Origin of the sequence: Streptomyces sp. NBC_00076, assembly GCF_045041235.1 — a bacterium.
GTDB lineage: Bacteria > Actinomycetota > Actinomycetes > Streptomycetales > Streptomycetaceae > Streptomyces.
Genome location: NZ_CP108242.1, coordinates 5,789,289 through 5,810,321, shown reverse-complemented (window position 1 = coordinate 5,810,321; position 21,033 = coordinate 5,789,289). Strand labels below are relative to the sequence as shown.

The 21,033-nt window shown below is 70.6% G+C and carries 15 protein-coding genes and 2 pseudogenes; 6 read left to right on the top strand and 11 right to left on the bottom strand.

Translation table 11 applies throughout. From position 1 onward, the window contains the following. Positions 1-177: 177 nt before the first annotated feature. A complete protein-coding gene (locus tag OHA64_RS26350; protein ID WP_405617171.1) occupies positions 178-615 on the bottom strand; it encodes an ATP-binding protein in 438 nt (145 codons plus the stop codon). Between the two features lie 119 nt (positions 616-734). After that, complete coding sequence (gene bldG / locus OHA64_RS26345) at positions 735-1,076, bottom strand: anti-sigma factor antagonist BldG (protein WP_006132569.1); 342 nt, start codon at positions 1,074-1,076, stop codon at positions 735-737. An 82-nt stretch (positions 1,077-1,158) separates the two neighbouring features. Here bldG and OHA64_RS26340 point away from each other — a divergent pair, with 82 nt between their 5' ends. Beyond that, positions 1,159-3,945: a DEAD/DEAH box helicase gene (locus OHA64_RS26340; RefSeq protein ID WP_405617168.1), complete on the top strand. Its 2,787-nt coding sequence runs from the start codon at positions 1,159-1,161 to the stop codon at positions 3,943-3,945. Here the strand turns inward: OHA64_RS26340 and OHA64_RS26335 are convergent. The 7 genes and pseudogenes from OHA64_RS26335 to ssd form a co-directional block, all read right to left on the bottom strand. Further along, positions 3,860-4,291: pseudogene (locus tag OHA64_RS26335) on the bottom strand (Rv3654c family TadE-like protein); the annotation flags it as partial. The gene OHA64_RS26340 and the pseudogene OHA64_RS26335 sit on opposite strands and share 86 nt — an antisense overlap. A gap of 41 nt (positions 4,292-4,332) precedes the next feature. Further along, positions 4,333-4,698 carry a TadE family type IV pilus minor pilin gene (locus OHA64_RS26330; protein WP_405617166.1) on the bottom strand — a complete coding sequence of 122 codons (366 nt, stop codon included), beginning with the start codon at positions 4,696-4,698 and terminating at the stop codon, positions 4,333-4,335. Continuing rightward, positions 4,685-4,894 carry a DUF4244 domain-containing protein gene (locus tag OHA64_RS26325; RefSeq protein ID WP_405617164.1) on the bottom strand — a complete coding sequence of 70 codons (210 nt, stop codon included), beginning with the start codon at positions 4,892-4,894 and terminating at the stop codon, positions 4,685-4,687. The genes OHA64_RS26330 and OHA64_RS26325 overlap by 14 nt, the downstream gene beginning before the upstream one ends. A 140-nt stretch (positions 4,895-5,034) precedes the next feature. Beyond that, complete coding sequence (locus OHA64_RS26320) at positions 5,035-5,835, bottom strand: type II secretion system F family protein (protein ID WP_405617161.1); 801 nt, start codon at positions 5,833-5,835, stop codon at positions 5,035-5,037. Continuing rightward, positions 5,832-6,698 carry a type II secretion system F family protein gene (locus OHA64_RS26315; protein ID WP_405617159.1) on the bottom strand — a complete coding sequence of 289 codons (867 nt, stop codon included), beginning with the start codon at positions 6,696-6,698 and terminating at the stop codon, positions 5,832-5,834. The genes OHA64_RS26320 and OHA64_RS26315 overlap by 4 nt, the downstream gene beginning before the upstream one ends. Then, positions 6,691-7,872, bottom strand: a complete 1,182-nt coding sequence (locus OHA64_RS26310; protein ID WP_405624124.1) for a TadA family conjugal transfer-associated ATPase — start codon at positions 7,870-7,872, stop codon at positions 6,691-6,693. Before OHA64_RS26310 ends, OHA64_RS26315 begins: the two co-directional genes overlap by 8 nt. A 296-nt stretch (positions 7,873-8,168) precedes the next feature. Next, positions 8,169-9,281, bottom strand: coding sequence for a septum site-determining protein Ssd (gene ssd / locus OHA64_RS26305; RefSeq protein WP_405617157.1), 1,113 nt, complete (start codon positions 9,279-9,281; stop codon positions 8,169-8,171). 640 nt (positions 9,282-9,921) lie between these two features. On the opposite strand from ssd, the gene OHA64_RS26300 reads away from it, so the two are divergent. After that, positions 9,922-10,755 carry an HAD family hydrolase gene (locus OHA64_RS26300; RefSeq protein ID WP_405617155.1) on the top strand — a complete coding sequence of 278 codons (834 nt, stop codon included), beginning with the start codon at positions 9,922-9,924 and terminating at the stop codon, positions 10,753-10,755. Positions 10,756-11,106: 351 nt separating this feature from the next. Here the strand turns inward: OHA64_RS26300 and OHA64_RS26295 are convergent, their stop codons facing one another. Further along, positions 11,107-11,931 (bottom strand): oxidoreductase, encoded by an 825-nt coding sequence (locus OHA64_RS26295; RefSeq protein WP_405617153.1) that lies wholly within the window; start codon positions 11,929-11,931, stop codon positions 11,107-11,109. A 101-nt stretch (positions 11,932-12,032) separates the two neighbouring features. Between OHA64_RS26295 and OHA64_RS26290 the strand changes: the two genes are divergently transcribed. Then, on the top strand, positions 12,033-13,013 hold the full coding sequence (locus OHA64_RS26290) for an ATP-binding protein (protein ID WP_405617151.1): 981 nt from the start codon (positions 12,033-12,035) through the stop codon (positions 13,011-13,013). A 129-nt stretch (positions 13,014-13,142) separates the two neighbouring features. On the opposite strand, the gene OHA64_RS26285 is transcribed toward OHA64_RS26290, so the two are convergent. After that, the gene (locus OHA64_RS26285; RefSeq protein ID WP_405617149.1) at positions 13,143-14,414 is read right to left on the bottom strand and encodes a hypothetical protein; all 1,272 of its coding nucleotides are present in this window, start codon (positions 14,412-14,414) and stop codon (positions 13,143-13,145) included. 280 nt (positions 14,415-14,694) lie between these two features. On the opposite strand from OHA64_RS26285, the gene OHA64_RS26280 reads away from it, so the two are divergent. From OHA64_RS26280 to nhaA, 3 genes and pseudogenes are all read left to right on the top strand, one after another. Continuing rightward, positions 14,695-17,097, top strand: a complete 2,403-nt coding sequence (locus OHA64_RS26280; protein ID WP_405617147.1) for a SulP family inorganic anion transporter — start codon at positions 14,695-14,697, stop codon at positions 17,095-17,097. A 292-nt stretch (positions 17,098-17,389) separates the two neighbouring features. After that, complete coding sequence (gene acs / locus OHA64_RS26275; protein WP_405617145.1) at positions 17,390-19,348, top strand: acetate--CoA ligase; 1,959 nt, start codon at positions 17,390-17,392, stop codon at positions 19,346-19,348. 201 nt (positions 19,349-19,549) lie between these two features. Next, positions 19,550-21,000: pseudogene (gene nhaA / locus OHA64_RS26270) on the top strand (Na+/H+ antiporter NhaA). The last annotated feature ends 33 nt before the right edge of the window (positions 21,001-21,033 follow it).

Genomic DNA, 21,033 nt, shown 5'->3' with positions numbered 1-21,033 from the left:
TGCCGACACGCGGTAACCCCTCGAAAGCATTTTCATCCGATCCGATGATCGGAAATTGATCGTGAATTCTTTCACGAATTCAGAATGCTCTTGAAAAACAACCGAGGGGCCCTGCTCAGCAGGGCCCCTCGGTAGTGATTCAGGGTGCGTCAGTGACGTCGGCTGACGTGTGTGGCGTCAGGGAAGCACCGCGACGGAAGGTGTGCTCGGCCAGGTCATACGAATGGAGCCGCCGTGTTCGCCGGCGGTGACCTCCACATCGTCGACGAGGCCACTGATGACCGCGAGGCCCATCTCGTCCTCCTCGGTCTCGGCGTCGAGGACGTCACCGGCACTGCCGGGCGCCCGATCGCCGGGGGCATGCCTCGGCGCCTCATCGCCGACCTCGATGGAGAACTGCTTCTCCTCCTCGATCAGCAGCACCTTCACCGGCGCCGTGATGCCGACGTTCTGGTGCAGTCCGACGGCACGGGAACAGGCCTCGCCGACCGCGAGTCTGACCTCGTCGAGAACGGCCTCGTCCACTCCGGCCCTGCGCGCCACCGCTGCCGCCACCAGGCGGGCGGTCCGGACGTGCTCGGGCAGCGCGCTGAAGCGGAGTTCAACGGTGGCCATGCATCCCCCTCGGAACTACGGGCGTGCGGTGGGGGGACCGGGCTGCCGAGAGCCCGGACCCCTCGTTCAACGTCGGCCGTACCGGGCGCGGACCCTTCGGGTCGCGCCCGGGCCGGTCGTCAGTCGGTGGCCGCAACCGCTTCCTCGACCGAGGTGTGGATCGGGAACACCTTGGTGAGGCCGGTGATACGGAAAATCTTCAGAATGCGCTCCTGGTTGCAGACCAGGCGCAGCGAGCCCTCATGGGCCCGCACCCGCTTCAGTCCGCCGACCAGCACGCCGAGACCGGTGGAGTCGAGGAAGTCCACGCCTTCCATGTCGACGACAAGGTGGAAACTGCCGTCATTCACCAGCTCGACCAGCTGCTCGCGCAGCTTGGGCGCGGTATATACGTCGATTTCGCCACCGACCCTGACGATCGTGCGATCGCCGACGGTTTCGGTCGACAGGGACAGGTCCACGGATCCTCCAGCACCTTGCAATCGAGCGGTCGCCCCTCGGGACACCTCGGCTTGAAGCCCCCAGGACGGTTCGCCAGCCGCGATGGCATTCAATCACTTACCGGCAGGCGTGTACGACGCCTTGGTCCCATTGTCCGTCACGCCAGTGACACACTCGGTGCCGATGGCCAAGAATCACCGATCCGATCGACCCTCGGCTCAGACCGCCTCCCGGCTCTCGCCGGGCACCATCCTGGACCGGCTCGCCGCAGGGCCGAGCCGGGCTTCGCGCATCACTCATACGGAGCACTTGCCCCCACGTGAGGGCCGCCATGCCGTCTGGCCGGACCGGATCCGTTCCGAGGTCATCGCCGCGGTGCAGGCCCGTGGCATCGAACATCCCTGGGCCCACCAGGCACGCGCGGCCGAGCACGCCCTGGACGGCGAATCGGTGGTCGTCGCCACCGGCACGGCGTCCGGCAAGTCCCTGGCGTACCTGGTCCCGGTCCTCTCGACGCTCCTGGACGGCTCCGAGGCCCCGAACGGCCGCGGCACCACCGCCCTCTACCTGGCCCCCACGAAGGCACTCGCGGCGGATCAGTGCCGCTCCGTGAAGGAATTTTCACAACCTCTGGGCCATTCCGTACGTCCTGCGGTGTACGACGGCGACACGCCGGTCGAAGAACGCGAATGGGTACGCCAGTACGCGAACTACGTCCTGACCAACCCGGACATGCTGCATCGCGGCATCCTGCCGTCCCACCCCCGCTGGTCCTCCTTCCTGCGCGCCTTGAAGTACGTCGTGATCGACGAGTGCCACACCTACCGCGGCGTGTTCGGCTCGCACGTCGCCCAGGTGCTGCGCCGGCTGCGCCGCCTCTGCGCCCGCTACGGAGCCTCTCCGGTGTTCCTGCTGGCCTCCGCGACCGCCGCGGAGCCTTCGGAGGCCGCGGGGCGCCTGACCGGCCTCCGGGTGGTCGAGGTCGCCGACGACGCCTCCCCGCGTGGCGAACTGGTGTTCGCCCTCTGGGAGCCCCCGCTCACCGAGATGCAGGGCGAGAAGGGCGCGCCGGTCCGCCGCACGGCCACCGCCGAGACGGCCGACCTGCTGACCGACCTCGCCGTGCAGGGCGTGCGCTCGGTCGCCTTCGTGCGCTCCCGGCGCGGCGCCGAACTGATCTCGGTGATCGCCCAGGAACGCCTCGCCGAGATCGACCGCTCCCTGGCCCGGCGTGTCGCGGCGTACCGCGGCGGCTACCTCCCCGAGGAGCGCCGCGCCCTCGAGCAGGCGCTCCACTCCGGCGAACTCCTCGGCCTCGCCGCGACGACCGCGCTGGAACTCGGCATCGACGTCTCGGGCCTCGACGCCGTCCTGATCGCCGGCTACCCGGGCACGCGCGCCTCCCTGTGGCAGCAGGCGGGCCGGGCGGGCCGCTCCGGTCAGGGCGCCCTCGCCGTCCTGATCGCCCGCGACGACCCTCTGGACACCTTCCTCGTCCACCACCCCGAGGCCCTCTTCGACCAGCCCGTGGAGTCCACGGTCCTCGACCCCGACAACCCGTACGTACTTGCCCCGCACCTGTGCGCTGCCGCCGCCGAACTGCCGTTGACGGACGATGACTTGGACTTGTTCGGCCCGGCGTGCGAGGAACTGCTTCCCCAGTTGGAGGCCGCGAAGCTGCTGCGCCGCCGCACGAAGGCCTGGCACTGGACCCGCCGGGAGCGGGCCGCCGACCTCACCGACATCCGCGGGGAGGGCGGCCGGCCGGTCCAGGTCGTCGAGGCCGGCACGGGCCGGCTCCTGGGCACGGTCGACGAGGGCGCCGCGCACTCGACCGTGCACGAAGGCGCTGTCCACCTGCACCAGGGCCGTACGTACCTGGTGCGCTCGCTGGACCTGGAGGACTCGGTCGCCCTGGTCGAGCAGGCCAGCCCTTCGTATGCGACCGTCGCCCGCGACACCACGGCCATCTCCGTCCTGGAGACGGACGTCGAGGTCCCCTGGGGCGACGGACGCCTGTGCTACGGCTCCGTCGAGGTCACCAACCAGGTGGTCTCCTTCCTGCGTCGACGGCTCATCACCGGTGAAGTGCTGGGCGAGACGAAGCTCGACCTCCCTCCTCGTACGCTGCGTACCCGCGCGGTGTGGTGGACGGTCACCGAGGACCAGTTGGACGAGGCCCGGATCAATCCGGAGATCCTCGGCGGCGCCCTGCACGCCGCCGAGCACGCGTCCATCGGCATGCTGCCCCTCTTCGCCACCTGCGACCGCTGGGACATCGGTGGCGTGTCCATCCCGCTGCACCCCGACACGTTGCTGCCCACCGTCTTCGTCTACGACGGCCACCCCGGCGGCGCGGGCTTCGCGGAGCGCGCCTTCCACACCGCCCGCGCCTGGCTCAGCGCCACCCGACAGGCCATCGCCTCCTGCGAGTGCGAGGCCGGCTGCCCGTCCTGCATCCAGTCCCCCAAGTGCGGCAACGGCAACGACCCGCTGCACAAGAGGGGGGCGGTACGACTGCTCACGGTGCTGTTGCGGGGGGCGCCGGAGGAGGAGGCGGGGCAGGCAGAGGCGGGGAAGGCGGAGGCGGGGCCCCAGTCTGCAGGGCCTCCGCCTCCGCATGAGGGGCGGCATACGGACGCCCCGCGTGGGGAGGTTCCGCCCCCGGAGGAGGCGCCCCGCGTGGGTCCGCACGGGGCCCCGACCGGGCCGACACGGGCTCGGACTCCGGAAGGGCCGACTACGGATCTGGATCTGGCTCCGGATCTGGCTCCGGATCCAAATCCGGCCCAGGCACAGGCTCCGCAGGGGGCACCGGCGAGCCCGGCACCGGCACCGGGACCGGGACAGAGTCCGGCTCCGGCTCCGCAGGACCCGCCCGTGCCCTGACCTCCGCCGCGAACGGCCCCCGTCCCGACGCCGCCGTCACGTCCGAGATCTCGCCCACGAGCACACATCTCACCAGCCGGGCACTCTGAGCCCGGGCCACGCGGTCCGCCCGGGCGCAGGCCGCCGTACCGCCGTCCGCCCAGTGGTCCGCCGCCGCGAGCGCCGCCAGATCGGCGCCGCCGGCCGCGCGATGCCGGGCCACGATGGCCTGCCCCATGGCCAGCACCACACCCACCACCACACACAGGACGGCGATCGCGGCGACGCTCCACACGGTGGCGGAGCCTCGGTCCCCGCCGCCACCTCGCCCGTCCCCACGCCTGGCGGTGACAGCCCCGGCGGTCACATGCCGGACAGCTTCCCGCAGGCGGCCCGACCAGCCGGCGCTCAACTCCCCTCCCCCACGGTCTCCTCCACCGACGCCACGGCCTCCTCCCGGACTTCGAAGGGCAGGCCGTGCAGTGCCGGTGGCCTCGCCACGACCGCGACACGGACCTGATCGCCCTCCCGACTGACCGTGACCTTCGCATCGCGCGGCGCCACCCCCCGGACCACCTCGACGACGGCGTCGACCGAGTCCTGGCGAGCCGCCGCGCGAGCGCCCGTCCGCGCCGCGTCCACGCACTGGATCTGCGCGGCAACGGCCAGCAGCACCCACACCAACGCCATCGCGAACATCACCAGCACGGGAAGCACCACGGCAGCCTCCGCCGTGACAAACCCCCTGTCCGCGCCTCGTTCACACCTGCGCATTGAGGGCCCGCTTCACGATTCCCTGCAGCTCCGCACTGACCTCCCCGCTGGAGACCACCTTGTAGAGAACCACCGCGAACGCCACCGCCGCGACGATTCCCATCGCGTACTCCGAGGTGACCATTCCCACGTCCCTCCGCGACGCACGCGCCCTGCACACCAGGGCACGCATCCGCGCCCGTACCGCCTTGTACATCTCAACCCCCGTGAGGATCCGTTGTGTTGACTACCTGTCGTTTGCCGTCGGCTGCCTGTCGTTCGCCGTCGACTGTCTGCCGTTTGACATCGGCCGCCTGCCGTTTGTCATCGGCTCCCTGCTGCCACGCCCGCGTTCTCTCATCCACCACCCCCTCCCAGCGCCCCACCCGCCAGCCCAAGCACCACGGGCAGGACTCCGACCGTGATGAACGCGGGCAGGAAGCACAGCCCCACCGGCGCGGTGACCATCACGGCCGCCCGCCTGGCCCGTGCCGTCGCGGTGCGCGTCCAGTCGGCGCGGGCGTCGGCGGCGAGCCTGGCGACCGGCGCGGCGGCCGGCAGCCCGGAGACGTCGGCCCGTTCCAGCAGCCGAGCCAGGGCACCCGCACCCGGTGTCGCAGCGAGCCGTCGCCAGGCCTCGCCCGGTTCACCGCCGAGCCGTACCTCCGCCGCACCGCGCGCCAGGACTTCCCCGACCGAGCCGCCGAGCGCCTCACCGACCGCCTGCGCCGCGATCACCGGTCCGGCGCCCGCCGCGATGCAGGCCGCCAACAGGTCGGCGGCGAGCGGCAGTTGTCGAGCCGCTTCTCCGGCGTCGATGCCCGCCCCGGCACCGGCCCCGACGGCCGCCGCCTGCCGAACACGCCACCGCCACAGCCCCGTACCGACAGCCAGCCCTGCCCCGGCACCCGCGACCCCTCCGACCAGAACCAACACAGCGCCCGCCGCGCCCGTCACGGGAAGCCAACGTCGCGCGAACTCCCGCACGTCGAAGCGCGATCCGACGGATGTGGTTGCCTCGACGACGGGCAATACCGCCGCCAGTCGCCGCCGTACCCTCCGCTCGCGCCGCGCCGCGCCCGCCCACCGCGCCAGCCAGCCGACAGCGAGCACCGCCCCCACAACTACCCCCAGCCTGTGGACAACTTCCGCGCTCACGTCGCCTCCGCTCCTCGTACGATCCGCGTCGCCCACCACATCCCGAGGCCCTCCAGGACCGCCCCCACCAGCAGGCACCCCAAACCGAGCCCGGTGTGCAGCAGTACGTGGAGCGGGTCGGCGCCAAGGGCGGTGCCGAGGAGGAGCCCCAGTGCCGGCAGGCCCGCGAGCATCACCGCTGTCGACCGGGCGCCTGCCAACTGGGCGCGAAGATCCGCCCGTTGGTCCCGGTCGGCACGCAAGGCACCTTCGAGTCGGTCGAGTCCGGCTGCGAGGCCCGCCCCCTGGTCCACGGCCACCCGCCAGCACGCGGCGAGTCCACGCAATCCCTCTGCGCCCGGTTGTCGCGCCGCAGTCGCGAGGGCGCCCGGGACGTCCCCGCCGAACCTCGCCGCCGCCAGTACCGCCGCCTGTGCGTCACCGAGCCCGCTGGAGTCGTGGGCGGCCCGCAGCAACGCCTCGCCCGGCTGGCGCCCCGAGCGCACCTCCCCGGCCAGCGTCCCGCACAGTGTGATCACCGCGTCGCCCCGGAGCTCCCGCCTCCGTCTCTCCTCCCGGGCCAGCCGCATCCGCCGCAGCAACGGCACCCCGGCCAGTCCCGCGGCCACCGGCAACACCGAGGCTCCCAGCAGCGACAGCACCAGCCCGACGCCCGCCGACCACCACTCGGCCCGCAGCCACTCACGGATCCGCCGCAGCTCACCCGCGAGGCTCCGCCACGAGGGCGGCCCGACGCCCACCACTTCGCCGCCTTCAAGCAGCAACTGCGCCCGCCGTGCCCCGGAGTGCCGCTCGCCCAGCAGCCAGACAGCCGCCCCGACACACACGGCAGCCGCCACCACCGACATCCCGACCTCACCCATCCCGCTCACCGCGCGGCCCCTCGCCGATCGACTCGGTACGAAGCAACCCCCGTAGGCGCTCCCAGCCCCGCTCGTACGCGAACGCCTCCGCGCCCCACCTCAGCGCCGGCACCGTCCGCACCAGCCCCGACGGGTCCCGCTCCAACACGTGCACCTCGGCGATCCGCCGCAGTCCGGACCGGTCGCGGACGAGATGCAGGACGACCGCCAGGGCGGCCGCCACCTGACTGTGCAGGGCGGCCCGATCGAGTCCCGCGGCCGTGCCGAGCGCTTCCAGCCGGGCCGGCACGTCGGCCGCCGCGTTGGCGTGCACGGTTCCGCACCCGCCCTCGTGGCCCGTGTTCAACGCGGCCAGCAGGTGCACCACTTCGGGGCCGCGCACCTCGCCCACGACCAGCCGGTCCGGCCGCATCCGCAACGCCTGCCGCACCAGGTCCTGGAGCGTGACGAGTCCGGCGCCCTCCTGGTTGGCGGGTCTGCTCTCCAGCCGTACGACGTGTGGATGCTCCGGCCTGAGTTCCGCGGAGTCCTCGGCGAGCACGATCCGCTCATCCGGCCCGACCAGCCCCAGCAGCGCGCTCAACAACGTCGTCTTGCCGCTACCCGTACCACCGCTGATCAGGAAGGAAAGCCGTGCGTCGATCAGTGCGCGCAGCACCCGGTCGCCACCCGGCGGCACCGTGCCCGCCGCCACCAGCTCGTCGAGCGTGAAGGCTCGCGGCCGCACGACCCGTAGAGACAGACAGGCACAGCCGACAGCCACCGGGGGCAGTACCGCGTGCAGCCGAGTCCCGTCGGGCAGCCGGGCGTCGACCCAGGGCCGTGCGTCGTCGAGCCGACGTCCGGCCACCGCGGCCAGGCGCTGCGCCAGCCGTCGCACGGCGGCGGCGTCCGTGAAGGAGACGGTGGTCAGTTCCAGCCCGCCGCCCCGGTCCACCCAGACCCGGTCGGGGGCGGACACCAGTACGTCGGTCACGGAGGGATCGGCGAGCAGTGGTTCCAGCGGGCCGCTGCCGATCAACTCGGACCGCAACCGCTCGGCCGCGCTGAGGACTTCCGCGTCCCCGAGCACCCGTCCCTGCTCGCGCAACGCCTGCGCCACGCGCGCGGGTGTCGGTTCGCCCCCGCTCTCGGCGAGCCACTGCCGGACACCGTCGAGCAGCCCCGGCGTCATATCCACACCGGACACCGGCGCGACCGCATGAGCACCACCGGACGACCATCGCCCTGACGACCCGGCCCCAGCTCCCCATCCCTCGCCCTCGACCGCCCCACCCACCGCGCCGACTCCCTGCCCCCCGATCGATCCGATTCCTCCAGCCCCTCGGATCCCTCCAATCCCTCCGCCCTGCTTGAAGCCCCCCGAGCCCTCGAAACCCCCGACCTCCTCGGGCCACCCGATCGCCTCGGTCCCCCCGATCGCCTGGATCACCTCGATCCGCTCCCCCCGCCCGGCTCCGGCATTGGTGCTCACGCCGCCCTCACCTCCAGCAACGCCCGCTCCCAGAACTCCTTGCAGAAGCGCGCGAGCGGCCCTCGGCCGGCCGCGCCGGGAGGTGTCCTGCCTCCGTGGGGACGCAGCAGCGCGGACTCCACGGGCACCTCACCGGCCAGCGGCAGCCCCAGGATCCGGGCCACCTCGCGGTCGTCGAGTCCCGGTGCGTACGGGCCGCGTACCGCCACCCGCAAGTCGCGCAGGACCATGCCGACGGCGGAAGCCATCCGGCCGGCCGCCGCGACAGCGCGCAGTTCGGCGGGGACCACGAGCAGGCCCACGTCGAGTTGGGCCAGAACTTCGGCGACTGCGTTGTCCATCCGGCGGGGCAGGTCGACCACGACCGTGCCGCCCCGCCGTCGGGCCGCGGCCAGCACCGCCCGGACCGCCTGGGGCGGGACGGCGACACAGTCACCGCGGTCCCAGCTGAGCACCCGCAGCGAGTGCAGTTCGGGCAGTGACTCCTCCAGGGCGCCACCGCCGACCCTCCCGCGCGAGGCGGCGAATGCGGGCCAGCGCAGCCCCTGGGCCGTCTCGCCACCGAGGAGGACGTCGAGTCCGCCGCCCAGCGGATCGGCGTCCACGAGGAGCGTGCGCAGCCCTTCGCGTGCGGAGGTGACAGCGAGGGCGCAGGCGAGTGTGGACGCTCCTGCCCCGCCTCTGCCGCCGATGACGCCGACGGTGAGGGCGGGTCGGACGACGCCCTCGGCCACGTCGGCGATGCGGTCGACCAGCCACTGCTCACCGTCGGGCAGCATCAGGACGTGGTCGGCTCCGATCTCCACGGCTCGCCGCCAGACTCCGGGGTCGTCCTGGTCGCGGCCGACCAGCACCACCCCGTTTCTGCGGGCGGCACCGCGCACCCGGATCACGGCGTCGTCGCCGACGAGGACGAGAGGCGCGGACTCCCAGCCGCCTCTGCGCTCCGGTACCCCGTGATGCACTTCGGGCGTGGCGCCGGCCGCCGCGCACAGGCGCAACAGGTCGTCGAGCAGATCGGTGTCCTCCGTGACGATCAACGGTTTGCCCTGCCGCCCTCCGGCGGCGGGCGATGGTTCGTGTGTGACTGCTGCGGCCACGGTTTTCATCCCCCTTGGCTGCGTCTCCGGCGGCCCAAAGCCCCCGCGATCCGCCTCTGTTCCGGGGCCCTGCGGCCCCGCGATCGGTCTGATTCGCGCGGCTCCAGCGGCCCCGCGATCCCACGCATGTGAAGAACCGGCACCCGGCCTCCATATGAACGGCCGATACGAACCGGCCAAACCCGCCCGCCTAACCGGAACCAGCTCATGAACTCGGTGCGAGCGGGGCGCGTTGGAATCACCGTGCAGCGATCTGGGAAATCGTGTGGATCTTGGTCGATAACTGTGGACGACTCGATGGTTGTGAATATCGCCGTCACCCATACCGGTGACCGCTGTACCACCCCCTGTGCGACTTCCGTAGAGCAGCGCAGCGACTACGCACAGTGACAGATCGTGGGTGTGCGAAAGGGGCGGCCGCAGCCGCCCCGGTCCGGCCTCACGGCCGTGCACAGAAGAGGAAAACCCACCCGGACATGCGACGACCCCCGCCGGGGGGGAGAGCGGGGGTCGCCTTCACGGCCGACTCGGGGGGGGAGGAGTCGGACCGCGTTAGCACGGTCGCGAACGATCCGTGACTTCCATGGTGTACCCGAGAGCCCTCCCAGGCAAACCAACGCGCCCACCTTACGCCGAATGGGCTGCGCCTATGCTCGGGGTTGTGGAAAACCACTCCTTGCCCCGCACAGCGGCCTTCTTTGACCTGGACAAGACGGTCATTGCGAAGTCGAGCACGCTCACCTTCAGCAAGTCGTTCTACCAAGGCGGACTGATCAACCGTAGGGCCGCCCTGCGCACCGCCTATGCCCAGTTCGTCTTCCTCGTGGGCGGTATGGACCACGACCAGATGGAACGCACCCGCGAGTATCTGTCCGCGCTGGTGCGCGGCTGGAACGTCCAGCAGGTCAAGGAGATCGTCGCCGAGACCCTGCACGACCTCATCGACCCGATCATCTACGACGAGGCCGCCTCCCTCATCGAGGAACACCACACGGCCGGCCGGGACGTCGTGATCGTGTCCACGTCGGGTACCGAGGTGGTCGAACCGATCGGCGAACTGCTCGGCGCGGACCGCGTGGTGGCGACCCGCATGGTGGTGGGCGACGACGGCTGCTTCACCGGGGAGGTGGAGTACTACGCGTACGGCCCGACGAAGGCCGAGGCGGTCAAGGAGCTGGCCGAGTCCGAGGGGTACGACCTCGACCGCTGCTACGCCTACAGCGACTCGGCGACCGACCTGCCGATGCTGGAGGCAGTCGGCCATCCCCATGCGGTGAACCCGGACCGTGCGTTGCGCCGCGAGGCAGTCGCGCGCGGGTGGCCGATTCTCGATTTCCACCGGCCGGTCCGGCTCAAGCAGCGGTTCCCCGCGTTCTCCGTACCGCCCCGTCCGGCTCTGGTCGCGGTCGCCGCGATAGGTGCCGCGGCGGCCACCGCCGGGCTCGTCTGGTACGCGAACCGGCGCCGCTCGGCTCCGGCCTGACCGCGCAGGCATTCACACTCGTGCCCGTTTAGCGGCTTTTCTGACCCAAAAGTAAAGAACCACGGTCAGGGGTTCCGCTTACTCCGGCCCTGGAGTACAAAGAAGTTAACGGCCCGCGAGACCAAGGACATCCGAGAGGATCACCTTCAAACACGCACACGGCCCCACGGACCGAGCATGAACACCGGGCACCCACGCGACGTCGACCCGTCGATTACGGGCCAGCCACACCAGGGACGGGCGAAGTTCCCGACCTGATGGGCAATACATCGAGGACGCTTGGTACCCCGGTGAACATGCCAGCGGCGGTACGAATCCTCGTACCGCCGCAACCCTTTTCCGGGACTCTCCCTACGCCGCCCCGCGTTGCAGCGCCTCGCACACCGCCGTCGACTCACGCGCACCCAGCTCGATCGACCGGCCGCAGTGGGCGATCCAGGCGGCCATGCCCTCCGGGGTGCCGGAGACATAACCGTCGAGGGCCGCGAGATAGGAGGCGCGCCCCAGTTCGGCGTGGCCCACCTCCGCCGGGCACACGGACTTGGGATCCAGTCCACTGCCGACCAGGACGATGCGCTCGGCCGCGCGCGCGACCAGGCCGTTGTGTGAGGTGAAGGGCCTGAGAGCGAGGAGTTCGCCGTGCACGACGGCGGCCGTGACCAGCGCGGGGGCCGAACCGCCCGCGATGATCAGTTCGGCGAGCCCCTCCAGACGGCCGGAGACCTCCGCCGCGCCCGGCGTCCGTAGCTCGATGAGCGGCTCGTCGACCGGCTCGCCCTCCTGCCGCGGACGCCCGACCTCGTCGCCCTTGGCCGCGGCCGCCACCAGGTGCAGCCGGGCCAGCACCCGCAGCGGCGACTGCCGCCAGATGGACAGCAGCTGCCCCGCCTCGGCGGTCAGCCGCAGGGCCGCGCCCACGACGCGCGCCTCGTCGTCACCGCTGAAGTCGGTGCGCCGACGCACCTCTTCGAGGGCCCAGTCCGCACCGGACAGCGCCGCCGAACCGCGGGCTCCGCGCAGGGCGGCCTCGGAGGTGATCGCGTTGCTGCGGCGCCGCATGACCCGGTGTCCGTAGACACGGTCCACGGACTTGCGCACGGATTCCACGGATTCGTCCACACCGGGCAGCTCGCCCAGGGCCGCGAGCGGATCGGCGGCCGCGCCTGTCGTACTCATAGGTACGACCCTACGCATGACAGCCACGCGCGCCACGAATGAGTGGTCTTCTTCACGCCCTCCTGCCACTCACAGCTATCAGGCCACTACTCTTGGTGAACATGAAAATTGCTTTCGTCGGGAAGGGCGGCAGCGGCAAGACCACTCTGTCCTCCCTGTTCATCCGCCACCTCGCGACCGCCGGCGCGCCGGTCGTCGCCGTCGACGCCGACATCAACCAGCATCTTGGCCCGGCTCTCGGCCTGGACGAGGCGCAGGCTGCGGCGCTGCCCGCCATGGGCGAGCGGCTGCCGCTGATCAAGGACTACCTGCGCGGCTCGAACCCGCGTATCGCCTCCGCCGACACGATGATCAAGACGACCCCGCCCGGCGAGGGCTCCCGGCTGCTGCGGCTGGGCGAGGGCAATCCGGTCTACGACTCCTGCGCACGGCCGGTGGAACTCGAGGGTGACACCGTCCGTTTGATGGTCACGGGCTCCTTCACGGACGCCGACCTGGGGGTCGCCTGCTACCACTCCAAGACGGGAGCGGTGGAGCTGTTCCTGAACCACCTGGTGGACGGCCCCGACGAGTATGTCGTGGTCGACATGACGGCCGGCTCGGACTCCTTCGCCTCCGGCATGTTCACCCGTTTCGACATCACCTTCCTCGTCGCCGAGCCGACCCGGAAGGGAGTCTCCGTCTATCGCCAGTACAAGGAGTACGCCCGCGACTTCGGCGTCGTCCTGAAGGTCGTCGGCAACAAGGTGCAGGGCCAGGACGACCTCGACTTCCTCCGCTCCGAAGTCGGGGACGACCTGCTCGTGACGGTCGGGCACTCGGACTGGGTGCGCGCACTGGAGAAGGGCCGGCCGCCCCGGTTCGAGCTCCTGGAGGACGTCAACCGCCGCGCCCTGCACCGACTGCGGACGGCCGCCGACGCGACGTACGAACTGCGCGACTGGGAGCGCTACACGCGCCAGATGGTGCACTTCCATCTGAAGAACGCCCAGTCGTGGGGCAACGAGCGCACCGGGGTCGATCTTGCGGCGCAGGTCGACCCCTCCTTCGTGCTCGGCGAGAGTGTCGTGGCGACGGTCTGACGGCCGCCATCCGACCTCGTGACAAGGGCGGGACCGCTACCGGCACTTGTGTCAACGGCCTGCCCCCTACGGCTTCGTGACCAAGGCCCTGACCGCTACCGCTTCGTGACACCGGTCAGACCGCTACCGCTACTTGGCCGCCGGCGCCCCGGGCACGCCCTTCGGGGCCGGGGCGGGGCGGCCCGACAGGAAGGACGTCCAGCCCTGCTGCGGGGCCTCGCCGACGTTCAGGGCGCGCAGCTTGTGAAGGGTCGTCGGGTCCTGGGCGTCCAGCCAGTCGGCGAGTTGCCTGAAGGACACACAGCGCACGTCCGGCTTGTTGCAGACCCGCTGGACGACCTCCTCGACGGCCCGCATGTAGGTGCCGCCGTTCCACGACTCGAAGTGGTTGCCGATGATCAGGGGCGCGCGATTGCCGTCGTAGGCCCGGTGGAAGCCCGTGAGCAGGCTGTCGCGCATCTGGTCACCCCAGTAGGCGTACTTGCCGGGGTCTCCCTGGGTCCTGGTGCCGGACTGGTTGACCATGTAGTTGTAGTCCATGGTCAACTGCTCGTAGGAGTGCCCGGGGAAGGGCACGAGCTGCATCGACAGATCCCACAGGCCGTTTCTCTTCTTCGGCCAGACCTGGTTGTTGACACCGCTGGTGTCGTAACGGAAGCCCAGGTCGCGGGCCGCCTTCATGAAGTTCTCCTGGCCCTCCAGACACGGCGTGCGGGCGCCGACGAGCTCCTTGTCGTAGTCGAAGGGCAGCGGCGAGGCCTTCTTCATGCCGGTGTTGGTCTTCCAGGACTTCACGAACTGCTTCGCCTGGGCGATCTCGTCCTTCCAGTCATCCACCGACCACTCGCCGACGCCGCCCCCGCTGCCGCAGAAGTGACCGTTGAAGTGGGTACCGATCTCGTTGCCCTCCAGCCACGCCAGGCGCAACTGCTTCACGGTGTCGGCGATGCCCTGCTCGTCGTTGAAGCCGATGTCCGAGCGGCCCGGAGAGTGCTGTGGGGGCCGGTAGAGGTCGCGCTTCTCCGTCGGCAGCACGTACACGCCGCTGAGGAAGTAGGTCATCGTCGCGTCGTTCTCCTTGGCGACCTTGCGGAAGTGGGAGAACAGCCGCTGGCTGTCCTCGCCGGCGCCGTCCCAGGAGAACACCACGAACTGCGGGGGCTTCTGGCCGTGCTTGAGACGTTGGGGTCTCGACAGGTGCGGCTGCGCCCCGGTGTACGCGGTCGAGCCGTCGCCGATCAGGCGGACGATGCTCTTGGGCGGCGCCTGGGCCGGTTTCGCCTTCTGCGCGCCCTGCGCCCCTGACTCGGCGCCGTCGGTACCGATCGCGCAACCGGCGAGCGACGCGGCACAGGCCCCGGCAGCCACGGTGCCCGCGATGATCCTCTGGGTGACGGCCATGTCCGCCCACCTTCTTTCTCTCGGACCGACGCCGATGAGGCGTGTGCGGTGTGATGCGCCGCCAAGGTCACACGAGAAAGAAAATGAATTAATACGACAAGCCGATAAAAAGCCTGGTTCACTCATTGAGGTGATTTCCTACCCCATTTGCCGCTAAAGTCCATGCTTGACCTTTACTCTGCATTACGATTCATTTACCAAGAGTTGATCCATCCCGCCGCTGTACGCCGTGCCCCACGGCCGCAATCCGCGACCGCGCCGCCCCGGAGGAGACGGGAACATGTCAGCCTGCGTCCCCACCCGCACCACCGACCCGAGTCGTACGAAGCACGTCCACCCACCCCACAGCCCACCGCCGACCCCACCACGCCGCTTCCGCATCGAGGGAGCCGACGTGTCGGCCTCCATCGCGGTCTTCCTGATCGCCCTCCCTCTGTCCCTCGGCATCGCCCTCGCCACCGGCGCGCCACTTCAGGCCGGCCTCGTCGCCGCCGCCGTCGGCGGGATCGTCGCCGGACGGCTCGGTGGCTCACCGCTCCAGGTCAGCGGCCCCGCCGCCGGGCTCACCGTGGTCACCGCCGACCTCATCCACCGCTACGGCTGGCGGACGACCTGCGCCATCACCGTGCTCGCCGGTCTCGCCCAACTCGGCCTCGGCTGCCTTCGTGTGGCCCGCACGGCCCTGGCCGTCAGCCCCGCCATCGTGCACGGCATGCTCGCCGGTATCGGCGTCACCATCGCCGTCGCCCAACTGCACATCGTCCTCGGCGGCACCCCGCAGAGCGCCGTCCTCGACAACCTCCGTGCGCTGCCCGCCCAGTTGGCGCACCTGCATCCGGCCGCCGCGTCAACGAGCGTGCTGACGCTGGCCCTGTTGCTGCTCTGGCCGCGGATTCCCGGCCGGGCGGGCCGGCTGCTGCGCAGGGTGCCCGCGGCGCTCGTCGCCGTCGGCGGGGCCACCGTCACCGCGTACCTCGCCGGGCTGGCCCTGCCCAGGGTCGACCTGCCGTCCTGGAGCAGTCACGCACTGGCTGGACTGCCCGAGGGCCCGGCACTCGGCCTGGTCGCCGCCGTACTCACGACCACGCTGGTGTGCAGCGTGCAGTCACTGCTCGGTGCGGTCGCCGTGGACAAGCTGGTGGCCGGCCGCCCCGGCCTGCCCGCCCGCGTCGGTCGCTCCGGTCTGGACCGCGAGCTGCTCGGCCAGGGCGCCGCCAACATCGTCTCCGGCTCGCTCGGCGGACTTCCGGTCGCCGGGGTCGCCGTACGGAGTTCCGCGAATGTGAAGGCCGGTGCCGTCAGCCGGAACTCCACGATGCTGCACGGCGTTCTCGTAGTAGTCGCCGCGCTGCTGTTGGTCCCGATCCTGGAGCTCATCCCGCTCGCCTCGCTCGCCGCCCTGGTGATGGCCGTCGGCATCCAGATGGTGTCCCTGCACCACATCCGCACGGTGACGCGCCACCGAGAGGTGCTGGTGTACGCCGTCACCACACTCGGCGTGGTCATGCTCGGTGTCCTGGCGGGCGTGATGCTCGGCGTCGCCGTCGCCGTCGCCGTCGCCCTGCACCGCCTGACCCGTACCCGCATCGCACACGACGAGAAGGAAGGAGTCCACTACGTCCATGTACGAGGCCAGTTGACGTTCCTCGCGGTGCCCCGACTCTCTCGGGCCCTGCATCTCGTGCCCGAAGGTACCCACGCCGTCGTGGAGTTGGACGGGTCGTTCATGGACCACGCGGCCTACGAGTCGCTGCAGGACTGGCAGAAGACACACACCGCGCAGGGGGGCTCCGTCGAACTCATCGGCCGCCGCGCCGGAGTACGGATCGGCGAGCCCGGAAGCAGGGCCGGTCAGCTCACCGAGGACGGGAGCGCCCAGGCGGCGACCAGCACCGCCGGGTGCCGCTGCCGGCCGTGGACACCGTGGCGCAACCACCAGTGCGATCGCCCGCGGTGCGCCGCCTCGCCGGCCCATGACGCGCACCCGGACGGACCGGGCTCGTCCACTGAGCCGAGCGGGCATGACCTGGCGCGCGGCATCAGCGCCTTCCAGCGCAACACCGCACCGCTCGTGCGGGGCGAGCTGGCCCGGCTGGCACGCGACGGGCAGCGACCCTCCCAGCTGTTCCTCACCTGCGCCGACTCACGACTGGTCACCTCGATGATCACCTCCAGTGGTCCAGGCGACCTCTTCGTGGTGCGCAACGTGGGCAACCTCGTCCCCCTCCCCGGCGAGGAGAGCGGGGACGACTCGGTGTCCGCCGCTATCGAGTACGCGGTGGACGTGCTGCGGGTGCGATCCATCACGGTGTGCGGGCACTCCGGGTGCGGGGCCATGCAGGCGCTGATCAACTCCGAGCCCGGCGGCGCCCGGACCCCGCTCAAGCGGTGGCTGCGGCACGGGCTGCCGAGCATGGAGCGCATGGCCGACGACAGCCGGCCGTGGGCCCGGCTCGCCGGACGGGCCCCCGCGGACGCGGTGGAGCAGCTCTGTCTGAGCAACGTGGTCCAGCAGCTGGAGCATCTGCGCGCCCATGAGTCGGTGACCCGGGCTCTGCGGGACGGTGCGCTGGAACTGCACGGGATGTACTTCCACGTGGGGGAAGCGCAGGCGTATCTGCTCACCGGGACGGACGGAGACGGCGTCTTCCACCATGTGCGGGCGGCGGACCTGTCGGTGTGAGGCGAAACGGGGTGACCGTGACCGTCGCTGACCGTCGCTCAGGTCACGGCCACCCCACGTCCCCAGTCACCCCACGCCTCGGTCACGGCTGGACCTCGGGCACCGGAGTGTGAAAGGCGTTACAGGCACTGAACTCTGCCTGGTCGGCGTCCGTGGGTACGGATGACCCCGGCCATCGAATCGCCGCCCAACAGGTCTAAACCAATTGTCCGTCGACCCTTGTCACCGGACCCCTGGGTCTGATGAGCTGTGGCCTGGGACACAACGGACAACCCTGAGAAAGGGAGATGTCGTGAGCAACGAAAGCCTGGCCAACCTGCTGCGTGAGGAGCGCAGGTTCGCGCCGCCCGCCGACCTGGCCGCGAACGCCAACGTCACCGCGGAGGCGTATGAGCAGGCCAAGGCTGACAGGCTGGGCTTCTGGGCCGAGCAGGCCCGTCGGCTGACCTGGGCCAAGGAGCCGACCGAGACCCTGGACTGGTCGAACCCGCCGTTCGCCAAGTGGTTCAAGGACGGCGAGCTCAATGTCGCGTACAACTGCGTGGACCGGCACGTTGAGGCCGGGAACGGCGACCGGGTCGCCATCCACTTCGAGGGGGAGCCCGGCGACAGCCGCGCGATCACCTACGCCGAGCTCAAGGACGAGGTCTCCAAGGCCGCGAACGCCCTGCTGGAACTGGGAGTCCAGAAGGGCGACCGGGTCGCCGTCTACATGCCGATGATCCCCGAGACGGCCGTCGCGATGCTCGCGTGCGCCCGGATCGGCGCCGCGCACTCCGTCGTCTTCGGCGGTTTCTCGGCCGACGCCCTCGCGACCCGTATCCAGGACGCCGACGCCAAGGTCGTCATCACCACCGACGGCGGCTGGCGGCGCGGCAAGCCGACCGCGCTGAAACCCGCCGTCGACGAGGCCGTCGAGAAGGCCGGCAACGTCGACCACGTTCTCGTGGTCCGCCGCACCGGCCAGGAGGTCGCCTGGAACGACGCCCACGACGTCTGGTGGCACGAGATCGTCGAGCGGCAGTCCGCCGAGCACGTTCCCGAGGCGTTCGACGCCGAGCAGCCGCTGTTCATCCTGTACACGTCCGGCACGACGGGTAAGCCGAAGGGCATCCTGCACACCTCCGGCGGCTACCTCACCCAGACCGCCTACACCCACCACGCCGTCTTCGACCTGAAGCCGGAGACCGACGTCTACTGGTGCACCGCCGACGTCGGCTGGGTCACCGGCCACTCGTACATCGTCTACGGGCCGCTGGCGAACGGCGCGACCCAGGTCATGTACGAGGGCACTCCGGACACCCCGCATCAGGGCCGCTTCTGGGAGATCGTGCAGAAGTACGGGGTCACCATCCTGTACACCGCTCCCACCGCGATCCGTACGTTCATGAAGTGGGGCGACGACATCCCCGCGAAGTTCGACCTCAGCAGCCTCAGGGTGCTCGGCTCGGTGGGCGAGCCCATCAACCCCGAGGCCTGGATCTGGTACCGCAAGCACATCGGCGCCGACCGGACCCCGATCGTGGACACCTGGTGGCAGACCGAGACCGGCGCGATGATGATCTCGCCGCTGCCCGGCGTCACCGCGACCAAGCCCGGCTCCGCGCAGACCCCGCTGCCCGGCATCTCCGCGACCGTCGTCGACGACGAGGCGAACGAGGTGCCCAACGGCGGCGGTGGCTACCTCGTGCTCACCGAGCCGTGGCCGTCGATGCTGCGCACCATCTGGGGTGACGACCAGCGGTTCCTCGACACGTACTGGTCGCGCTTCGAGGGCAAGTACTTCGCCGGTGACGGCGCGAAGAAGGACGATGACGGCGACATCTGGCTGCTGGGCCGGGTGGACGACGTGATGCTCGTGTCCGGGCACAACATCTCCACCACCGAGGTCGAGTCGGCACTGGTGTCCCACCCGTCGGTCGCCGAGGCGGCCGTGGTCGGGGCCGCGGACGAGACCACCGGCCAGGCGATCGTCGCCTTCGTCATCCTGCGCGGCACGGCGGACGCCGATGACGAGGGTCTCGTCGCCGACCTGCGCAACCATGTCGGCACTGCCCTCGGCCCGATCGCCAAGCCCAAGCGGATCCTGCCGGTCGCGGAGCTCCCGAAGACCCGCTCCGGCAAGATCATGCGCCGGCTGCTGCGGGATGTCGCCGAGAACCGCCAGCTCGGAGACGTGACGACCCTGACGGACTCGACGGTCATGGACCTCATCCAGAACAAGCTCCCGGCCGCGCCCAGCGAGGACTGAGCAGGCGCGCCCAGCGAGGACTGGGCATACGTACGGCGGTGAGGGGCACCCGGTGACAAGCGCGCCGGGTGCCCCTTTCGCGCCTAATGTGAGGATCGCCGTGTTCCTCCTCGCGCACCTTAGGTAGGCTAACCACATAGGTGCGCCGGGAAGTCTGGTCGGCAAGTGTTCCGTCCTGCCCGCCGACCGGAGGTCTGTCCCGTGGCCGCCCCCCGCACCAACTCCGCCCGCAAGGTTCTCGGACGTCTGTCCCTGCCCGAGCGGACCTATGTGGCGGACGCGCTGCGCACCGAGACCGTCGGCGGCGTGCTGCTGCTCATCGCCACCCTCGCCGCACTGACCTGGGCGAACGTCCCGGCACTGCACGACAGTTACGAGAACGTCAGCGACTTCCACCTCGGCCCCGGGGCCCTCGGCCTGAACCTCTCGATCGCGCACTGGGCCGCCGACGGACTCCTCGCCGTCTTCTTCTTCGTCGCCGGCATCGAACTCAAGCGCGAGCTGGTCGCCGGTGACCTCCGCGACCCCAGGGCGGCCGCCCTGCCCGTCGTGGCGGCCCTGTGCGGGATGGCCGTACCGGCGCTCGTCTACACGCTCACCAACATCACCGGCGGCGGCTCGTTCGAGGGCTGGGCCGTCCCCACCGCCACCGACATCGCCTTCGCGCTGGCGGTGCTCGCCGTCATCGGGACGTCCCTGCCGAGCGCCCTGCGCGCGTTCCTGCTGACACTCGCCGTCGTCGACGACCTCTTCGCGATTCTGATCATCGCGGTGTTCTTCACCGACTCGATCGACTTCGTCGCACTCGGCGGCGCGGCCGTCGGCCTCGCCGTCTTCTGGCTACTGCTGAGGATGGGCGTGCGCGGGTGGTACGTCTATGTCCCGCTCGCGCTCGTCAACTGGGCGCTCATGTACAACAGCGGGGTCCACGCCACCATCGCGGGCGTCGCGATGGGACTGATGCTGCGCTGCACGACCCGCGAGGGCGAGGCGCACTCCCCGGGCGGGCACATCGAGCATCTCGTACGGCCGCTGTCGGCGGGCCTGGCCGTGCCGCTGTTCGCGCTGTTCAGCGCAGGTGTCTCCCTCTCCGGCGGGGCGCTCGGCGAGGTGTTCCGCCGGCCGGAGACGCTCGGTGTCGTCCTCGGACTGGTCGCCGGAAAGACCATCGGCATCTTCGGGGGGACCTGGCTGACGGCCCGCTTCACCCGGGCCTCGCTCAGCGACGACCTCCAGTGGGCGGACGTGTTCGCGGTGGCCACCCTGGCCGGCATCGGCTTCACCGTGTCGCTGCTCATCGGCGAGCTGGCCTTCGAGGGCGACGCGGCGCTGACGGACGAGGTCAAGGCCGCCGTCCTGACCGGATCCCTCATCGCGGCCCTGCTGGCGACGGTGCTGCTGAAGGTACGGAACGCCAAATACCGCAGGCTGTGGGAGGCCGAGGAGCGCGACGACGACCTCGACGGCATCCCGGACATCTACGAGGAGGACGACCCCGCCTACCACCTGCGGATGGCCGACATCTACGACCGCAAGGCCGCCGAGCACCGCCGGATCGCCGCACAGAAGGCCGCGGAACGGACGGCCGCCGAGCGAGCGGACTTGCCGAAGTGACGGGCGGGGCAGGCGAGGAGAACCCCCGTCCGGCATGATCTGACGGGACGGTACAAAAGGACCGTGCAGAA

What these genes read in the sequence shown, in the direction of transcription:
- OHA64_RS26350 (WP_405617171.1), bottom strand. Translation starts at nt 615, where the DNA reads ATGGCCACCGTTGAACTCCGCTTCAGCGCGCTGCCCGAGCACGTCCGG.
- OHA64_RS26340 (WP_405617168.1), top strand. Translation starts at nt 1,159, where the DNA reads ATGGCATTCAATCACTTACCGGCAGGCGTGTACGACGCCTTGGTCCCA.
- OHA64_RS26330 (WP_405617166.1), bottom strand. Translation starts at nt 4,698, where the DNA reads ATGCGCAGGTGTGAACGAGGCGCGGACAGGGGGTTTGTCACGGCGGAG.
- OHA64_RS26325 (WP_405617164.1), bottom strand. Translation starts at nt 4,894, where the DNA reads ATGTACAAGGCGGTACGGGCGCGGATGCGTGCCCTGGTGTGCAGGGCG.
- OHA64_RS26315 (WP_405617159.1), bottom strand. Translation starts at nt 6,698, where the DNA reads ATGGGTGAGGTCGGGATGTCGGTGGTGGCGGCTGCCGTGTGTGTCGGG.
- OHA64_RS26310 (WP_405624124.1), bottom strand. Translation starts at nt 7,872, where the DNA reads ATGACGCCGGGGCTGCTCGACGGTGTCCGGCAGTGGCTCGCCGAGAGC.
- ssd (WP_405617157.1), bottom strand. Translation starts at nt 9,281, where the DNA reads ATGAAAACCGTGGCCGCAGCAGTCACACACGAACCATCGCCCGCCGCC.
- OHA64_RS26300 (WP_405617155.1), top strand. Translation starts at nt 9,922, where the DNA reads ATGCTCGGGGTTGTGGAAAACCACTCCTTGCCCCGCACAGCGGCCTTC.
- OHA64_RS26295 (WP_405617153.1), bottom strand. Translation starts at nt 11,931, where the DNA reads ATGAGTACGACAGGCGCGGCCGCCGATCCGCTCGCGGCCCTGGGCGAG.
- OHA64_RS26290 (WP_405617151.1), top strand. Translation starts at nt 12,033, where the DNA reads ATGAAAATTGCTTTCGTCGGGAAGGGCGGCAGCGGCAAGACCACTCTG.
- OHA64_RS26285 (WP_405617149.1), bottom strand. Translation starts at nt 14,414, where the DNA reads ATGGCCGTCACCCAGAGGATCATCGCGGGCACCGTGGCTGCCGGGGCC.
- OHA64_RS26280 (WP_405617147.1), top strand. Translation starts at nt 14,695, where the DNA reads ATGTCAGCCTGCGTCCCCACCCGCACCACCGACCCGAGTCGTACGAAG.